Source organism: Streptococcus sp. DD13 (assembly GCF_001578875.1).
In the GTDB taxonomy this organism is placed as follows: domain Bacteria; phylum Bacillota; class Bacilli; order Lactobacillales; family Streptococcaceae; genus Streptococcus.
On sequence record NZ_KQ969508.1, the window covers coordinates 38,995 to 54,993 of the forward strand.

At 45.2% G+C, this 15,999-nt stretch carries 15 protein-coding genes and 1 other RNA gene; 3 read left to right on the forward strand and 13 right to left on the reverse strand.

The window, feature by feature from the left end; all coding sequences use genetic code 11:
- The 4 genes from STRDD13_RS07375 to STRDD13_RS07390 form a co-directional block, all read right to left on the reverse strand.
- Window positions 1-386: THUMP domain-containing protein (locus tag STRDD13_RS07375; protein ID WP_231852585.1), on the reverse strand; the 386-nt coding region annotated here is incomplete at its 3' end.
- 174 nt (window positions 387-560) lie between these two features.
- Window positions 561-924, reverse strand: an RNA gene (gene rnpB / locus STRDD13_RS07380) — RNase P RNA component class B.
- Between the two features lie 15 nt (window positions 925-939).
- A complete protein-coding gene (gpsB, locus tag STRDD13_RS07385) occupies window positions 940-1,269 on the reverse strand; it encodes a cell division regulator GpsB (protein ID WP_067103582.1) in 330 nt (109 codons plus the stop codon).
- 80 nt (window positions 1,270-1,349) lie between these two features.
- Complete coding sequence (locus tag STRDD13_RS07390; RefSeq protein ID WP_067103584.1) at window positions 1,350-1,871, reverse strand: SLOG family protein; 522 nt, start codon at window positions 1,869-1,871, stop codon at window positions 1,350-1,352.
- A gap of 70 nt (window positions 1,872-1,941) precedes the next feature.
- Between STRDD13_RS07390 and recU the strand changes: the two genes are divergently transcribed.
- The 3 genes from recU (at window position 1,942) to rsmG (ending at window position 5,559) form a co-directional block, all read left to right on the forward strand.
- Window positions 1,942-2,556: a Holliday junction resolvase RecU gene (gene recU, locus STRDD13_RS07395; RefSeq protein WP_067103586.1), complete on the forward strand. Its 615-nt coding sequence runs from the start codon at window positions 1,942-1,944 to the stop codon at window positions 2,554-2,556.
- Window positions 2,549-4,741 carry a penicillin-binding protein PBP1A gene (gene pbp1a / locus STRDD13_RS07400; protein ID WP_067103588.1) on the forward strand — a complete coding sequence of 731 codons (2,193 nt, stop codon included), beginning with the start codon at window positions 2,549-2,551 and terminating at the stop codon, window positions 4,739-4,741. The genes recU and pbp1a overlap by 8 nt, the downstream gene beginning before the upstream one ends.
- A gap of 104 nt (window positions 4,742-4,845) precedes the next feature.
- Window positions 4,846-5,559 carry a 16S rRNA (guanine(527)-N(7))-methyltransferase RsmG gene (gene rsmG, locus STRDD13_RS07405; RefSeq protein WP_067103590.1) on the forward strand — a complete coding sequence of 238 codons (714 nt, stop codon included), beginning with the start codon at window positions 4,846-4,848 and terminating at the stop codon, window positions 5,557-5,559.
- Between the two features lie 56 nt (window positions 5,560-5,615).
- Here the strand turns inward: rsmG and STRDD13_RS07410 are convergent, their stop codons facing one another.
- From STRDD13_RS07410 to STRDD13_RS07450, 9 genes are all read right to left on the reverse strand, one after another.
- A complete protein-coding gene (locus STRDD13_RS07410) occupies window positions 5,616-6,605 on the reverse strand; it encodes a lipoate--protein ligase (protein WP_067103591.1) in 990 nt (329 codons plus the stop codon).
- Window positions 6,606-6,767: 162 nt separating this feature from the next.
- Window positions 6,768-7,772 (reverse strand): siderophore ABC transporter substrate-binding protein, encoded by a 1,005-nt coding sequence (locus tag STRDD13_RS07415; protein ID WP_067103593.1) that lies wholly within the window; start codon window positions 7,770-7,772, stop codon window positions 6,768-6,770.
- Window positions 7,773-7,782: 10 nt separating this feature from the next.
- Window positions 7,783-8,535, reverse strand: coding sequence for an iron ABC transporter ATP-binding protein (locus STRDD13_RS07420; RefSeq protein ID WP_067103689.1), 753 nt, complete (start codon window positions 8,533-8,535; stop codon window positions 7,783-7,785).
- Window positions 8,535-9,503, reverse strand: coding sequence for an iron chelate uptake ABC transporter family permease subunit (locus tag STRDD13_RS07425; protein ID WP_067103595.1), 969 nt, complete (start codon window positions 9,501-9,503; stop codon window positions 8,535-8,537). Before STRDD13_RS07425 ends, STRDD13_RS07420 begins: the two co-directional genes overlap by 1 nt.
- Complete coding sequence (locus tag STRDD13_RS07430) at window positions 9,500-10,453, reverse strand: ABC transporter permease (protein WP_067103597.1); 954 nt, start codon at window positions 10,451-10,453, stop codon at window positions 9,500-9,502. Before STRDD13_RS07430 ends, STRDD13_RS07425 begins: the two co-directional genes overlap by 4 nt.
- 365 nt (window positions 10,454-10,818) lie before the next feature.
- Window positions 10,819-12,555, reverse strand: a complete 1,737-nt coding sequence (lpdA, locus tag STRDD13_RS07435) for a dihydrolipoyl dehydrogenase (RefSeq protein WP_067103598.1) — start codon at window positions 12,553-12,555, stop codon at window positions 10,819-10,821.
- A gap of 93 nt (window positions 12,556-12,648) precedes the next feature.
- Window positions 12,649-14,040 carry a dihydrolipoamide acetyltransferase gene (locus STRDD13_RS07440; protein WP_067103600.1) on the reverse strand — a complete coding sequence of 464 codons (1,392 nt, stop codon included), beginning with the start codon at window positions 14,038-14,040 and terminating at the stop codon, window positions 12,649-12,651.
- A gap of 124 nt (window positions 14,041-14,164) precedes the next feature.
- Complete coding sequence (locus tag STRDD13_RS07445) at window positions 14,165-15,160, reverse strand: alpha-ketoacid dehydrogenase subunit beta (protein WP_067103602.1); 996 nt, start codon at window positions 15,158-15,160, stop codon at window positions 14,165-14,167.
- A gap of 57 nt (window positions 15,161-15,217) precedes the next feature.
- The coding region (locus tag STRDD13_RS07450) for a thiamine pyrophosphate-dependent dehydrogenase E1 component subunit alpha (RefSeq protein ID WP_067103603.1) at window positions 15,218-15,999 on the reverse strand (782 nt) is incomplete at its 5' end.

The following is a 15,999-nucleotide window of genomic DNA, read 5'->3' on the forward strand; positions in this document are numbered from 1 at the left end:
CTAGAATAGTAATTCTGTAGCTTTTTGACAATCGCCTTCTTTGTGATAGCTTGTGTACTCGGCTCATTGTGCAATTTTGACCGAACACACTTGGCCTTAGCTACTGGAAATCTTGCTCCAAGAGGCAGATAATCTTCCCAGTTGAGGGCATAAACCCCTTGAAAGAGGTCCTCAAATGTGGAGGCTGGGAAAGTCCCCACAACGATCTTGATGCGGTCGGCTGCTCGTAACCATAGATTGGTACGGACCACATCTTCTACCGTCCCTTCAAAACGGACACGACCATTTTCAACTTGACAATCATATCCCAGATCTCGTAATTCCCGTCCCACAACCGCCTCTAGTCCAGCTGCTGCTGTCGCGATTAATTCAAATCTTGTCTGCATGATGTTCCATCTACTCCCGTTTTTCTGATTCCTGCAGGCTTTCCCCGTTCATTTTCTCGCCTATCCTATGGGCAAAAAAAGTGGGTCCTATTTCATCCTATATCCTACTGGATTTCTTCATAAAATCAGAGGTCAGGATGAAGTCCATCCCAACCTCTTACCTATTATGCAATTTTCTATAAGCCATGTTTTGTTCCAGAAGCGACTAGGTCTCGCCTCCTTCGATAATCATCTGTCTACTGTTTCCAGTCAGGATGCTATGTTCGTCTTCCACGCATCCCATGCCCCGACCAAAGTTTGGGTTGCTAGCTTGAGGGGTTTACCGCGTTCCACTTTTCCCGTTTCCAGGAAAACTCCGTCACTGTGGCACTTTCAGGACTAGTCAGGCCTATTCGAAAACGTAGCCTTTTTGTCCGCCGTAACGATCTCTCGTCCCTAGGCTTATCGTTTCACCTAGCACAAACACTACGGGCATCACAGCCCGTGCTAGCATGGACTTTCCTCATGGAATCTCTATCCCACGCGATTATCCAAAAATTGCACTGAAATACTCTTATTCTTCTACAATCCGCTTGCCAAATACTTCTTTTTCCAGGCGATTTAAGCGACGCAAGATGTCGAAGTTGGTTGCAGAGGCTGTCCGCTCAGGTCGATTGGGCTCCACCTCGCGAACGACAGGTTCTCCTGCTCGTGGAGCGTTTGCAGCTTTAGCCTTCAAACGAGCAACCTCAGCGCGCAATTCTTTAATGATAGCTTCGTAAGCATCATAATCTTTCATGATTTCATCTAGGAAATCATTTACTTCATCTTGATCATAGCCTCGAAAGCCAATCTTGAAATCTTGCTCTAAAATATCCGTTCTTGTTAATTTTACGCTTGCCATCAGTTGCTCCAATCTTAAAAGTCACTATTACTATTATAGTAAAAAACACCTTTAAAAATCAAGCTATTCCTCTTTGATTTTTAAAAATTTTCAGCTATCTCATTCAAATCATCAAAAGTTAATGCTTTAATAGTATATCCCTCTCTTTTTAAGAGAATATTAACCAAATATTTCAAATTGGTTTCATTTTCTGGATCATAAAATAAATAGGCCCCATCGGTATTTGCTGCCAAAAACTGGTTGTAATCTCGAAATTGACCTGGATTCTCATAGCTTGGATAGGCGGCTTTGACATAATCGAGATTCTTAAACGCAGCTAACTTCTCCTGCTGTTGTTCTTTCCAGTGTTGCCCTTGGTTTTCAAAGAGAAGGAGGGTAGCCATCTGGAAGGAATAGCCTTCCGTCTTGAGCTCCTTGAGGACCTCCAAGGACCAGGACTCAAACCCTAGATTCCCTGTAAATACGAACCATTCCACCCCATCCTCCAAAAAATGAATCATGTCTCGTCGGATCGCTTTTTTAATAATCGGAATACGCGGATCTTTTTCCGTAAAAATCCCTAAGTCCGTCTGTTTGTATCCTATCACCAGTAGGCTTCTCATCTTGATTCTTGTACTCTTTTCTTCCATTATGATATAATATAGTGATACCATTCTATCAATAAGGAGCAGTATGGTCAATTATCCACATCAGGTGCGAAAAATCAGCACCCCCGTAAAAAAGCAAGACAAAAATCCGATTAATTTTGCCAATCGGGGGATGAGCTTTGAAGCTGCCATCAATGATTCCAATCACTATTATCTAGCGAGAGGAATCGCGGTGATTCACAAAAAACCGACACCCATTCAAATCGTAAAGGTAGACTACCCCAAACGGAGTCGCGCAAAAATCATCGAGGCATACTTCCGACAAGCTTCTACTACGGATTACTCCGGTGTATACAAAGGGCACTACATTGATTTCGAGGCCAAAGAAACTCGGCAGAAGACAGCCATGCCCATGAAGAACTTTCATTCGCATCAGATTGAACACATGGATCAGGTTCTAGCCCAAGGAGGTATTTGCTTTGTCCTTCTTCACTTCTCGACACTAAAAGAGACCTACCTGCTTCCAGCCTCCCCCCTGATTGCCTTTTACAAGATCGATCAGGGAAGCAAGTCCATGCCCTTGTCCTATATCCGCGAGCATGGTTATGAACTAAAATTAGGGCATTTCCCAAGTGTCCCTTACTTAACGATTATTGACGAAAAACTAATAGGTGGTGAACCCATTGAAAAACATGAATAAAACCCTTGTAAAAAGAATTGCTCTGATTGTAGCCAATGTCTTTTTATCGCTTTTTATCCTTGGAGTGGTGGCCTTTGCTGGCCTTGTGGCCCTCAATGTGCGCAATGCCCCAGCTCTTTCACAAAGTGCTCTTGCCTCCACAACATCTAGTAAAATCTATGACAAAGACAACCAACTGATTGCAGACCTTGGCGCTGTGCGTCGTTCGAATGCTTCAACAGAAGAAATTCCGACCGACCTGGTCAATGCCATCGTATCGATTGAGGACCAACGTTTCTTTAATCACCGTGGCGTCGATGTCATCCGGATTATCGGATCCTTCTTCAATAATGTACGGGGAGGCAGTCTCCAAGGAGGGTCCACTCTTGACCAGCAGTTGATCAAGTTGACCTACTTCTCCACTTCCGTTTCCGACCAAAATGTCCGACGGAAGATCCAGGAGATTTGGTTAGCTTTACAGTTGGAAGGTCATTATAGCAAGCAAGAAATCTTAACTTTCTACATTAATAAAGTCTACATGTCCAACGGGAACTACGGAATGAAAACGGCAGCGAATTCCTACTATGGAAAAGAGTTACGCCAGCTTTCCCTTGCGCAATTGGCTCTTTTGGCAGGAATGCCACAAGCTCCTAACCAGTATGACCCTTACACCCAACCTGAAGCAGCTAAAGCACGTCGGGACCTCGTTTTGAAGGAAATGCGTAAAGAAGGGTACATTACCCAGGACCAATATCAACAAGCGGTGGATACGCCGGTCACAGATGGGCTCATCTCTTTGAAGAATGATGCTGCCTACCCTGCCTATATGGATAATTACCTCAAGCAAGTCATTGAAGAGGTTGAAGATAAGACAGGCTACAACTTGTTAACAACTGGAATGGATGTCTATACCAATGTGGATAGCGCGGCCCAACAACGCCTATGGAACATCTACAATACTTCTGATTATGTCAATTACCCAGATGATACCATTCAAGTCGCATCGACCGTTATTGATGTATCAAACGGAAAAGTCGTAGCCCAGCTGGGAGGACGCAATCAATCCAGCAACAGCTCCTTTGGAACCAACCAAGCGGTTGAAACCAACCGAGACTGGGGTTCTACCATGAAGCCAATCTCTGACTATGCTCCTGCTCTTGAAGGAGGGATTTACACCTCAACCGGGGATACCGTTACAGACGAACCCTACAACTATCCAAACTCTAGTACTCCTGTCTACAACTGGGACCGCCGCTACTTTGGTAACATCACCATCAAGGATGCCTTGCGCTTGTCACGGAACGTCCCAGCCGTCAAATCTCTGGCCGCTGTAGGTCTTGAGAACGCCAGCAGCTTCCTCAAATCAATCGGTATTGAATACCCTGAGATGCATTACGCCAACGCCATTTCAAGCAATACCACTGTCTCGAGTCGCCAATATGGGGCCAGCAGTGAAAAAATGGCTGCAGCCTATGCTGCCTTTGCAAACGGCGGTACTTACTACAAACCGCAGTATGTCAATAAAATCGTCTTTAATGACGGAACAACAACCGAATATGCCAACAAAGGAACGCGTGTCATGACCGAAGAGACAGCCTTTATGATGACAGATATGCTCAAGAGTGTCATGTCCTATGGTTATGGGGTCAATGCCAATGTGGATGGTATCCCAATGGCTGGTAAGACCGGTACTTCTAACTATTCTGACGACGAATACCAAACCGTTGCTGCGGAGCACCCAGAAGTCTATTCGAGTTCCAATGTTGCTCCGGATGAAAACTTTGTAGGCTACTCCACCAGATACGCCATGGCCGTGTGGACCGGCTACACCAATCGAAACACTCCAATCCTAGATGCCGGAATGCCTGTCGCTTCTGAGGTCTATCATGCGATGATGGAATATCTGAATCCAAGCGCACAAGCAACAGATTGGACCGCCCCAGATGGCCTCTTATCCTATGGTAGCTATTATTACTTACGAGGAAGCCGTCCGACCAACCTACCGTCTTCAACGATTTCCTCAAGCACAGAAGAGTCATCCAGCGAGGAAAGTTCGACAAGTCGTTCTTCCTCTACGAGCGAAAGCTCCGAAAATGACGAAAAATCGGAAGAGTCTTCGACTGCTAACTCCACTAGCACAACTCCTTCCAATCCAAACGATACATCCTCAACGGATCAAAGTCGTGGAAGACGAGACGATGACTAAGTCTTTCATTCTCTCACACCACACGGTCGCTCCCTGGCTCGCTTTTTAGGGTCATAAGGCGCCGTGTGGTGTTTCTTTTTCAGCAATTATGATAAAATAGGACTATGAAACCAGAAGAATTTTACCAAACATTAGCAGAGCAAGGATTTCCCCTTACCCCCCTGCAAAAAGAGCAATTTCAACAGTATTTCCATCTTCTTGTCGAGTGGAATGAAAAGATGAATTTGACGGCTATCACAGATGAAGAAGGCGTCTACCTTAAGCATTTTTATGATTCGATTGCACCGATTTTGCAAGGACAAATTCAAGATACGACGGCCCATATCCTAGATATCGGAGCTGGAGCTGGGTTTCCAAGTATCCCCATGAAAATCCTCCTTCCCGATTTGAACATTACCATCATTGATTCCTTAAATAAGCGAATTACCTTCCTCCATCATCTAGCAGATACTCTGGGCTTAGACAAGGTCCACTTTTACCACGGGCGAGCTGAGGATTTTGGACACGACCCTCACTTTAGGGGACAATTTGATATCGTCAGTGCTCGTGCTGTTGCGCGATTGCAAATCCTCCTTGAATTGGCTATCCCTTATCTCAAACTGGGCGGACACCTGCTAGCACTAAAAGCATCTAGCGCTGAGGATGAGGTTGCCCAAGCCAAAACAGCCTTATCTCTTCTTTTTTCAAAGGTCATTTCGACCAGCCATTATGTTTTGAGCAACGGAGACCCACGCAGTTTGACCATTGTCGAAAAGCGCAAGGAAACACCTAACAAGTATCCCAGAAAGGCTGGTATTCCAAATAAACGACCTCTTTAAATGGATGCTTTTTGCAGAAATCGACACAAAAAAACGGACACAGGGTCCGTTTTTCTTTAGGCTACAATTGCTTTTGCAACTTCTTCTGTCGTCATGCGGGAGAAGTAATGGCTGATGTCTACTTCTTCTAATTTTTTCAGGACATCTTGGTATTCATAACGTGTCCCCACCAGAAGCTGTTCGATATCGGACACATCCCCAATCCCAAAGAAATCTCCATAAATCTTAATGGACTCGATGACAGATTTCTCTGTTTTAATATAACTAGTGATTTTCCCTGCTGGGTAGCGGACACTCCGTTCAACTGTATAATCTGGTGTTTCTCCATAGGTCCAATCCCAGGTTGCAAATTGACTATCCCGAATTTCTTGAATCCGCTCCAACTCGGATGGACTCAAAACATATTCCGTCATCTCTGGATACTCTTCCTTCATTTGCGCTAGGATCGCATCTTTAAACTCCAAGACGGTCATTTTCTCTGGTAATTCAGAGTTGATATTGGTCACCCGTGCACGGACTGACTTAACCCCTTTCGACTCAATCTTATCCTTGGACACTTTCAAGGCATTGCCCAAAACAGACATATCCACGTCAAACAAGAGGCAGCCATGGTGCATCATGCGACCTTTGTAATAGGCTTGTGCATTTCCACAGATCTTTTTACCATCAATTTCGAGGTCATTTCGTCCCGTGAAATTAGCAGTTACACCGAGTTTGGCAAGGGTGTCAATCACAGGCTTTGAGAAGGTTTTGAAGTCAAAGGAGCCTTCTTCTGCTTTGTTTGAAATAATCGTATAGTTCAGGTTGTTGAGGTCATGGTAGACAGCCCCACCACCAGATAAGCGACGAACCACATGAATCCCATGTTCATCCGTGTATTCTTTATTGATTTCCTGAATGGCATTTTGGTGTTTTCCGATAATGATAGCTGGTTCATTAATCCACAATAAAAACAGCTCATCCTCTGACAACAACTCTCGAAAAGCATAGGATTCTAGTGCGATATTGTAAGCAGGGTCATTGGAATTGTTGACGATAAATTTCATACTGAAACTCCTTAAGGTATTGATACTTCTATTATACCAAACACTATTGCAAATGACATGAAAGAGGTTTCAAAAAAGCTATTCCTCTTGTCCAATACAAAAACAGAGAGAACTTTCCCGTCCTCTCTGTGAATCGTTCGAGCCACGATGCTTATAGTCTTCTTAATTTCCAGCGTATTTCGCGACTTCTTCAAACATGAGTTTGGTAGATTCTAGGCCGCCACCAGAAAGGTACCACAAATCTGGTGTTAAGGTCACGATTTTCTTGTTCTTTCCAGCATTGGTTGCCTGAAGGAGGCTGTTGTTAAGAATGTCGGAATTTTGGGTATCATCGCCACCAATCGCCAAGGTCCGGTCAACGACAAAAATCAAATCTGGGTTGACCTGGCTAACACTTTCAAAACTGAGGGAAGAACCGTGATTCCCTCCTCCTTTTTTCCCGGAGCTAGCTTTTTCAAACTTAAGACTAGTTGGTTGGAAGCCAAGGCTATTGTAGATAAAGGAGAAACGGCCGTCTGCTGCGACACCTGCCATATTGCCTTCGTTTAACATGACGGTCAAGGTGGTTAATTTGGTGTCCTTATTCGCCGCCTGGGCTTGGCTAACAATCGTGTCAATCTCTTTGATCCCAGTAGCAGCCTTTTGACTGGCTTCTTCTCCAAAGACTTTAGCCAGCTCGCTGATATTGGTCTTCACTGATCCCCAGTAGTCTGTACTGCTGGTTTCAAAGTAAATGGTTGGAGCAATCTTACTAAACTCTTCCATCTGGCTTTGGGTCCGTCCGGATAGGATAATCAAGTCTGGTTCAAGGCTTGCGACCTTTTCCAAATCGATTTCTTTCAAGTTTCCGACATCGGTCACTTTGTCACTCTGTGCCAAATCCTTTAGATAGCTAGGTAGGCTATCTGTTGGCAAGCCAACAATGACATCTTCCTTTCCAATAGCGCGAAGCGTATCGGCTGCACCATAGTCGAGCACGACTACTTTTTTCGGATTCATAGGAACCTCCGTAGCTCCTGTAGACGTTTGGATGCTGACTTTATCTGAGGAAGTAGCGCTAGAGTTTGACCCGCTTTCGGATGTTTTTGTGGACGAGCAAGCCACCAACAAGAGGCCCACTAGACCCACAAATCCTACAAATGACAGACGTTTCAGTAATTTTTTCATTAGTTCTCCTTTATTCATATAAACAAATTTTCTTTCCATTCACTTCAGCGATCGTAAGCTTCATCTCAAATAGGTCTTCCAAGACTTCTTGAGTCATGACCTGCTCAGGCTTTCCACTACAAAAGACTTTTCCATCTTTAAAGGCTACGATTTGATCCGCGAACTGACTGGCGACATTGATGTCATGGATCACAACCACAACTGTCTTGCCCAGCTCTTCTACCAACCGACGAAGAGTCTTCATCATCAAGCTTCCTTGCTTCAGATCCAGGTTGTTCAAGGGTTCATCCAAAAGGACAATATCTGTGTCCTGTGATAGAATCATGGCAATATTGACGCGCTGCAGCTGACCACCCGAAAGCTGATCAATCGGTCGCTTCCGATAGGGATCTAGGTCCATATACGCAATCGCTTGGTCAATCTGAATCTGGTCTTCTCTGGTCAGTCTCCCTTTACTGTAAGGGTAGCGACCAAAGGACACCAGCTCTTCCACCGTCATCTTGACCTGATAATCGATCTTTTGCTTGAGCATAGATAGTTCTTTAGCTAGCTCTACCGAGTTCCAACTTTCTAGCTCGATCCCTCTGATGTAGAGGATCCCCTCCTCCTTGGGTAACAGACGGCTGATAATGGACAGAAGAGTCGACTTTCCAGCCCCATTGGGTCCAATGAAAGCTGTCAATTTTCCTTCATCAATCTTTAGACCAATGTCTTCTAGCACCATCTGACCACCGTAGCGCTTTGATAGCTTTTCCATTTGAATCATGATTTTCGACGCTCCTTATACAGCAAGTAGAAAAAGAAGAGACCTCCAAATAATTCGACGATAACCTGCAGGGTCACATGATAACCAAAGACCCGCTCTACCAGGATCTGAGAAAGCAAGATCACGACAAAGCCTAGGAGCGACCCGATGAGAAAGAGACTGCGATGCCGAAAGTCTCGAACGATGAGGTAGGTGACATTGGCCAAGATAAAACCAAAGAAGGTCAAGGGGCCAATCAAAGCTGTCGACAGAGAAGTTAAAAGAACGACCAGCCAGAGCACTTGACGCTGCTCCTTCTCCACATTAACCCCCAAAAGCTGGGCTTGGTCCTTTCCCAAATAAAAAACATCTAAGATCCGCCCCTTTCGATATAAGATCACACAGATCCATAGCAAGATGGGAAAGACAATCCAAAGCAGGTCCTGGTTGATATTCTGAAGAGAGGCAAAGAGGCGTGATTGGAGCTTGTCATATTCATTGGGATCCATCATGACCTGGATAAAAGTCGAAAAACTCCGGAAAAAAGTCCCTAAGGTCATGCAGACCAGAAGGATAAAGCCAATCCCTCGCTGCAACAAGGACTTAATGGCCGGCTGCAGGCAGGCAAAAAAGCCACATTGCAAGGCAATCACCAGAAAAAACTCAGGGATAGAGTGAGGGGTAGTACCTTCTGACCACTTCCAAAAAAAGAAGAGGTAGACAGACTGCATCAAGACATATAGGCTCTCCAGTCCAAGGACGGAAGGAGTCAAAAAGCGATTGCCAATGACCGCCTGGAAGCTAAAAGTTGAAAAACTTGCGATCACCGCCACAAAGACATAGGCCCAGAGCTTCTTGATCCGGAGATTCAAGATATAGGGCAGAGCCGTTTGGCCTGTCGGAAAGAGATAATAGACCGTAAGAAGTACCGCAAGAATCCCTAAAATCATAAGCCAGACTCGGTTGGTTTGGGTAAAACGCTTCATGCCTCTGCCCCCTTCCAGATCATGCCTAAAAAGGCCAATGCCCCAAGAACACCTAAAATCAAGGAAACAGAGACTTCATAGGGACGGATCACCAATCTTGCTAGGATATCGCAAAACAAGACGATATTGATTCCCAAAAAGACAATCTGCAAGCGAATCTTTTTAAAGTAATCACCCGAAATCTGACGTACAATATTGGGAACAATCACCCCAAGGAAAGGCAAGGAACCAACCGTAATCATGGTCACTGCTGATGTCAAGGCCACCAAGGCTAAGGCAAAACTTTCCAAGGCAGCATAGGGTAGCCCCAGGATTCGGCTGGTTTCTTCGCCCAGGGACATAATCGAGAAGGACTCCGAATAGAGCCAGATCCCTAAAAAGACCAGAAGCGTCAAGAAAAGCCACTCATACTGATTGCGTTGAATCATGGAAAAGGAACCCTGACTCCAGGAAGTCATGGATTGGATAAGGTGAAAGTGATAAGCCAAGGCCTGCCCCAAGGCACCGATGATCCCGCTGTAAATCATCCCCACCAAAGGCAACATCCACTTTTCCTTAAACTGCATCCGTCTCAACACCAGCAAGAAGACTCCTGTAAAAAGCAGAGCCGAACAAAAGGCCAAACTCATTTTCTGGAACAATGTGGCTTTGGGGAAGAGGAAAAGGGAGACCAAGATTCCCAACTGAGAGGCTTCTGTCGTTCCTGTTGTAGAAGGCGCGGCATAAGGGTTCTGGGTAATCGTCTGCATGAGTAAACCTGCTAAACTAATCGCCCCACTGGTCATCACAATGGCCAAGGTCCTTGGGAGACGGGACTCCACAAAGAGTTGCCATGCTTGACTTTTTCCACGAAAAAGTGCCTGCCAGCTAAAGGCATCGTTGGAGCCAATGGACAGGGATAATAGAACCAATCCCACTGTCACAAAGCACCCTATCCACCGCTTGTTCATCTCTTCCCCTTTCTTCTCTAGTAATAGCCTAACAAAAAAGAAGGGGGAAGTCAAATATATCTTAAAATTTTCTGAAAACTTTAATCTTATTTTTGCTACCTACAACGAAATCTGCCCCCGGGGGAACTACGGTTCCCACCAAGCCTTCCTACACAAGCAAGACGAAGGTAAAAATCCTGATCATCAAAAAGGCGGAGTCTAACTTGGCCCTCTTCAAATGGTGGCTTTTATCTCCCCACTACAGTTGACAAAAGAAGCAAAAGAAACACCCCAAAGAACTAGAAGCTTGTCTAGCTCTCGGGGTGTCTCTCATTTTTTGAATGGAGTTGCTTGTGCAAGGCACATTCTCTCATTTGTTTTGGGATTTATTTTTGTTTTGGAGGATTGTGAATCGCTTCTCCCAAAACATCTGCAAAGGCTTCATACATGTTTTCAGAGAAGGTTGGATGTCCATGGATGGATTGAAGGAGTTCATCCACTGTCAATTCATTTTCCATGATGGTTGCGGCTTCGTTGATCAACTCTGCTGCAGAAGGTCCAATAATGTGGACTCCAAGAACTTCATGGTATTTGGCATCTGCAATGACTTTTACAAAACCATGAGCTTCGTTTGAAGCAATCGCCCGACCATTTCCAGCAAAGCTTGATTTTCCGACCAAGATATTGCCATATCGTTCACGCGCTTCTTCTTCTGTAATCCCACACATAGCCACTTCTGGATGAGTATAAACGGCCGCTGGTGTATATTCAAGGTCTGCCTTGCGAACATTGCCTTTCATTGCATTTTCTGCTGCTACTTCTCCCATACGATAAGCCGCATGAGCCAGCATCTTGGTTCCGTTCACATCACCTGGGGCGTAAATACCTGGAATAGATGTTTCTTGATACTCGTTCACCTTGATTCGGTTACGATCCATCTCCAAGTTGAGATTTTCAAGACCGTTCATTTGTGGGACACGTCCAATTGAAAGAAGGGCTTTTTCCGCTACAATTTCTTGACCATCGGATAATTTAAGCGTCAACTGATTGTTGGCTTCAACGATCTCAGAGACCCCAACATTGGTTAAGATCTTCATCCCTTTCTTTTCAAGAATCTTGCGCAACTCTACCGAAACTTCTTTGTCCATGGCTGGGATGATGCGGTCCGCCATCTCAACGACAGTTACATCCACACCATAAGAAGCCCAAACCAAGCCAAGCTCGATTCCGACAACACCGCCACCCATGACAGCAAGTGATTTTGGCATTTCACGAAGGTCCAAAATGTCATCTGATGTCAAGACAAGAGAAGATTCAATCCCTGGGATATTGATGCGTGAAACTTTCGATCCAGTCGCTAGGATGATATTGCGACCTTTGATGATGTCTTCACCAATGGCAACTGTCTTATCTGGATTGACAATTCCGAGTCCATTAAAGACCGTCACTTTATTGGCCCGAAGGAGTCCACGAACGCCACCTGTCAAGGTCTTGACAACAGAGTTCTTAAACTCAACTGTCTTGTCCATATCGATGGTGTAGTTGGTGGATGCAAGGTTGATACCGCGACCAGCCGCAATCTTCAAACCATCCAAGATTTCAGCATTTTTCAAATAGGTCTTAGTTGGGATACAACCAACGTTCAAGCAGGTCCCACCGAACTCAGTCTTCTCAACGATTGCAACTTTACCTCCCAATTGGGCTGCACGGATGGCTGCATAGTAACCTGCAGGACCACCACCAATCACGACTACATCGTATTCGTCTGCTGCTAATTGTGCTTTTGGAGCTTGCACTTCAGCTGTTGCTGGAGCAGCTGGTACTTCTAACCCTGCGGCTTTTAAGTCTGCTGGACTAGCTACTGGACTAGCATCCACCACTTCCCCTGCTTCACCGATATACGCAATGGTTTGCGTTACTGGAACAACTTCCCCATTTCCATGAACAATCTTCAACAGAACACCTGAATCTTCTGCTTCAATTTCCATATTTGTCTTATCGGACATGATTTCAAGCAAGATATCCCCTTCTTGAATGGTATCGCCTTCGGCTTTTTTCCATTCGATGATTTCACCTTCTTGCATGTCAACCCCAAGTTTGGGCATAATAACTTCTACTGCCATATTCCTTTTATCGAGAAGCCTCGACCCGTTCCGTCGAGCTCTTCTCCTTCCTTTCTATGAGTCTTTTCCAATTTTCCTAGTGGGTATAGCTGACTAGATCAGTAATTCCAATGGATTTTCCAAGAGATGCTTGAGGTCTACCATAAACTTCGCCCCGTTCATCCCGTCAACTAGTCGGTGGTCAATGGTCAAGCACATCGCCATAATTGGTCGGATGGTGATTTCGCCGTCCACAACAACCGGGGTCTGCACAGTCGCCGCAACTCCCAAGATTGCAGAGTTTGGCTGATTGATGATTGGGTTGAAAGTCTTAGTTCCAAACATCCCTAGGTTGGTAATGGAGAAGGTTGAACCAGACATTTCTGCCGCCTTCAATTTCCCTGCCTGCGCTTTTTTAATGACATCTTTGGAAGCCACCACAAACTCAGATAAGCTCATCTTATCTGCTCCATGTACGACTGGTACGACCAGCCCGTCGTCCAACCCTACAGCAATCCCCATGTTGACGAAGCGGTGAAGTTCGATTTCTTGCGCATCATTGATTAAGGAGGCATTCAGATACCGGTGTTCTTCTTTCATCAGGGTCCGTGTGACGGCTAGTCCAATCAAGTCCGTAAAGGTCACCTTAAGCCCTGTTTTATTCATAATTGGTTCCAGAACTTGCTTCCGAAGGGCCATGAGATTGGTCATATCGATGTCGTAGTTCAGCGTAAAGGTTGGGGCTGTGAGATACGAGTGGGTCATTCCCTTAGAGATGGCCTTGCGCATCGCAGACATCTTAATAATTTCAACACCTTCTGGTAATTCCTTTTCAGGTGCTGGCGCAGCCACTACAGCTTTTTCTTCTGCTGGAGCACTTGCCTCTAGAAGAGCCTGGATATCTTCTTTTCGAATCTTTCCATTCAGTCCTGATCCTACCACCTGGCTCAAATCGATTCCATTCGCCTCGGCCATCTTCCGTGCAAGAGGGGTTGCTTTCGGTGCTTGATTCTTAAAGTTTTCCACGTCATCTTTGTGGATCCGTCCTTGGGCTCCCGTCCCTTGAACATGCTCAAGTTCAATTCCAAAATCCTTCGCTGCCTTTCGTGCAGCTGGGGTCGCTCGGACTTTCTCACCTGGAAGCACTTTTACTAGAGGAGCACTCTCTGCTACTGCTGGTTTCTCAGCAACCACCTTTTCCGCAGAAGGAGTAGCAACTTCTGCTACTGCAGGTTTTGGAGAGTCACTTGTTTCAGCTAGGACTTCTCCTGCTTCTCCAATGTAGGCAATCGTTTCAGTGACAGGAACCACTTCTCCATTGCCTCGTACAATCTTAAGCAAGGTTCCTGACTCTTCTGCTTCTATTTCCATATTTGTCTTATCAGACATGATTTCGAGTAAGATATCCCCTTCTTGGACGGAATCACCTTCTGATTTTTTCCACTCGATGATCTCGCCTTCTTGCATATCCACACCGAGTTTTGGCATGATGACTTCTACTGCCATTTCAACTTCCTTTCCTTTCGATCACAAAACAAAGGTCTAAATCTTTTCGGAGATAATCCTTCCTCAAGACCCAGTCATACAGAAGAGGTGGATTCACTCCAACCTCTTTCCTTCTTCATTTTGCCTATCCCTTATTGACTTGCTTGTAAATTGCCGCCTTAATCTTGTCCACATCTGGTAAGATGGATGTTTCCAAAATGTTAGAATATGGTACTGGCACATCTTCAGATGCCAGACGAACGATTGGTGCATCTAGGTAATCGAAGGCTTCGCTTTCTGTAATGATGGTCGCAATTTCCCCGATGAATCCACCTGTCTTATAAGCATCATTTACTAGGATAACTTTTCCGGTCTTCTTGACAGAGTTGATAATCAATTCTTTATCAAGAGGGATCAAGGTCCGTGGGTCTACGACTTCAACGCTAATTCCTTCTGCAGCGACTTCATCTGCTGCTTTCAGAACGCGCTCCAACATGCGTCCATAGGAAACAATCGTCACATCTGTCCCTTCACGCTTGATATCCCCTTTTCCAAGTGGGAGGTAGAAGTCTGGATCTGTGTTGACTTCCTCTTTTTTCCCATACAAGGCTTTTGGTTCTAAGAACACAACAGGATTATTGTCTAGAATGGAGGATTTGAGGAGAGCTTTTGCTTCATTTGCCGTCCCAGGTGCTACGACTTTGATACCTGGAATATGGGTCAACCAAGCTTCCAAGGACTGTGAGTGTTGGGCTGCAGAACCAATCCCGCCACCGGAAGCGACACGGAAGGTAACCGGAGTCTTCAATCCACCACCAAACATATAGTTGGTTTTCGCTCCTTGATTGACGATCGCATCCATAGCGATGGTAATGAAATCCATAAAGGTCAAATCAACAATCGGACGCAAACCTGTTTGGGCTGCTCCCACGGCTGCACCTGCAATGGCTGCCTCAGAGATTGGAGTGTCTCGTACACGTTTTTCTCCAAATTCTTCCAGCATCCCAACAGAGGTTCCGAAATCTCCTCCATAGATCCCAACGTCTTCACCCATCAAGAAGACTTTTTCATCCTTGCGCATTTCTTCACTTTGCGCTAGGTTAATCGCTTCGCGCAAAGCCATTACTTTCATTTCTGTCATTTTTTATCTTTCTCCTATCATGATTACAGCTACTTTCCAGTCATTTCTGGAATACGACTAGTCCACAAAGACATCTTCAAAAGCAACTGAAAGATCTGGATAAGGGCTTTCTTCTGCAAACTTCACCCCGTCTTCGACTTCCTGTGCTACTTCTGTCTCAATCGCTGTTAATTCATCTTCTGATACAATCTTATTGCTTAGCAAGTAATCCCGATATTTTTTCAATGGATCCTTAGCCTTCCAAGCATCTACTTCTTCTTTGGTTCGATAAGCACCTGCATCAGCTGTGGAATGACCAAACCAACGGTAAGATTCCACTTCCACAATAGCGGGACCATTTCCGGCACGGACGTACTCGATGACTTCATGCATCTTTTCATATACTGCGACGACGTCATTTCCGTCTTCTACATAGTGACCTGGGATGCCATATGCATCTGCACGCGTATACAAGTGTGGAATTTTAGTGGAATAGTTAATACTGGTTGAAATTCCGTAGCGGTTGTTGATGATAAAGAAGATAACCGGCAGATTCCAAACGGCTGCTAAGTTGACAGACTCGTGGAAAGATCCTTCATTAGTCGCAGAATCCCCTGAAAAGGCAATAACGACATTATTGGTTCCTTCGTATTGCTGCGTCAACGCTGCCCCAACTGCTAAGGCGTAGCCACCACCAACGATTCCGTTGGTTCCGTAGTTTCCTTTTTCAATATTGGCCAAGTGCATAGAGCCTCCACGACCTTTAGACGTTCCGGTAGCCTTACCAGCCAACTCCGCAAACAATCCTGGTATGGAGATCCCTTTGGCAATCGTTTGACCATGCCCACGGTGATTTGAAA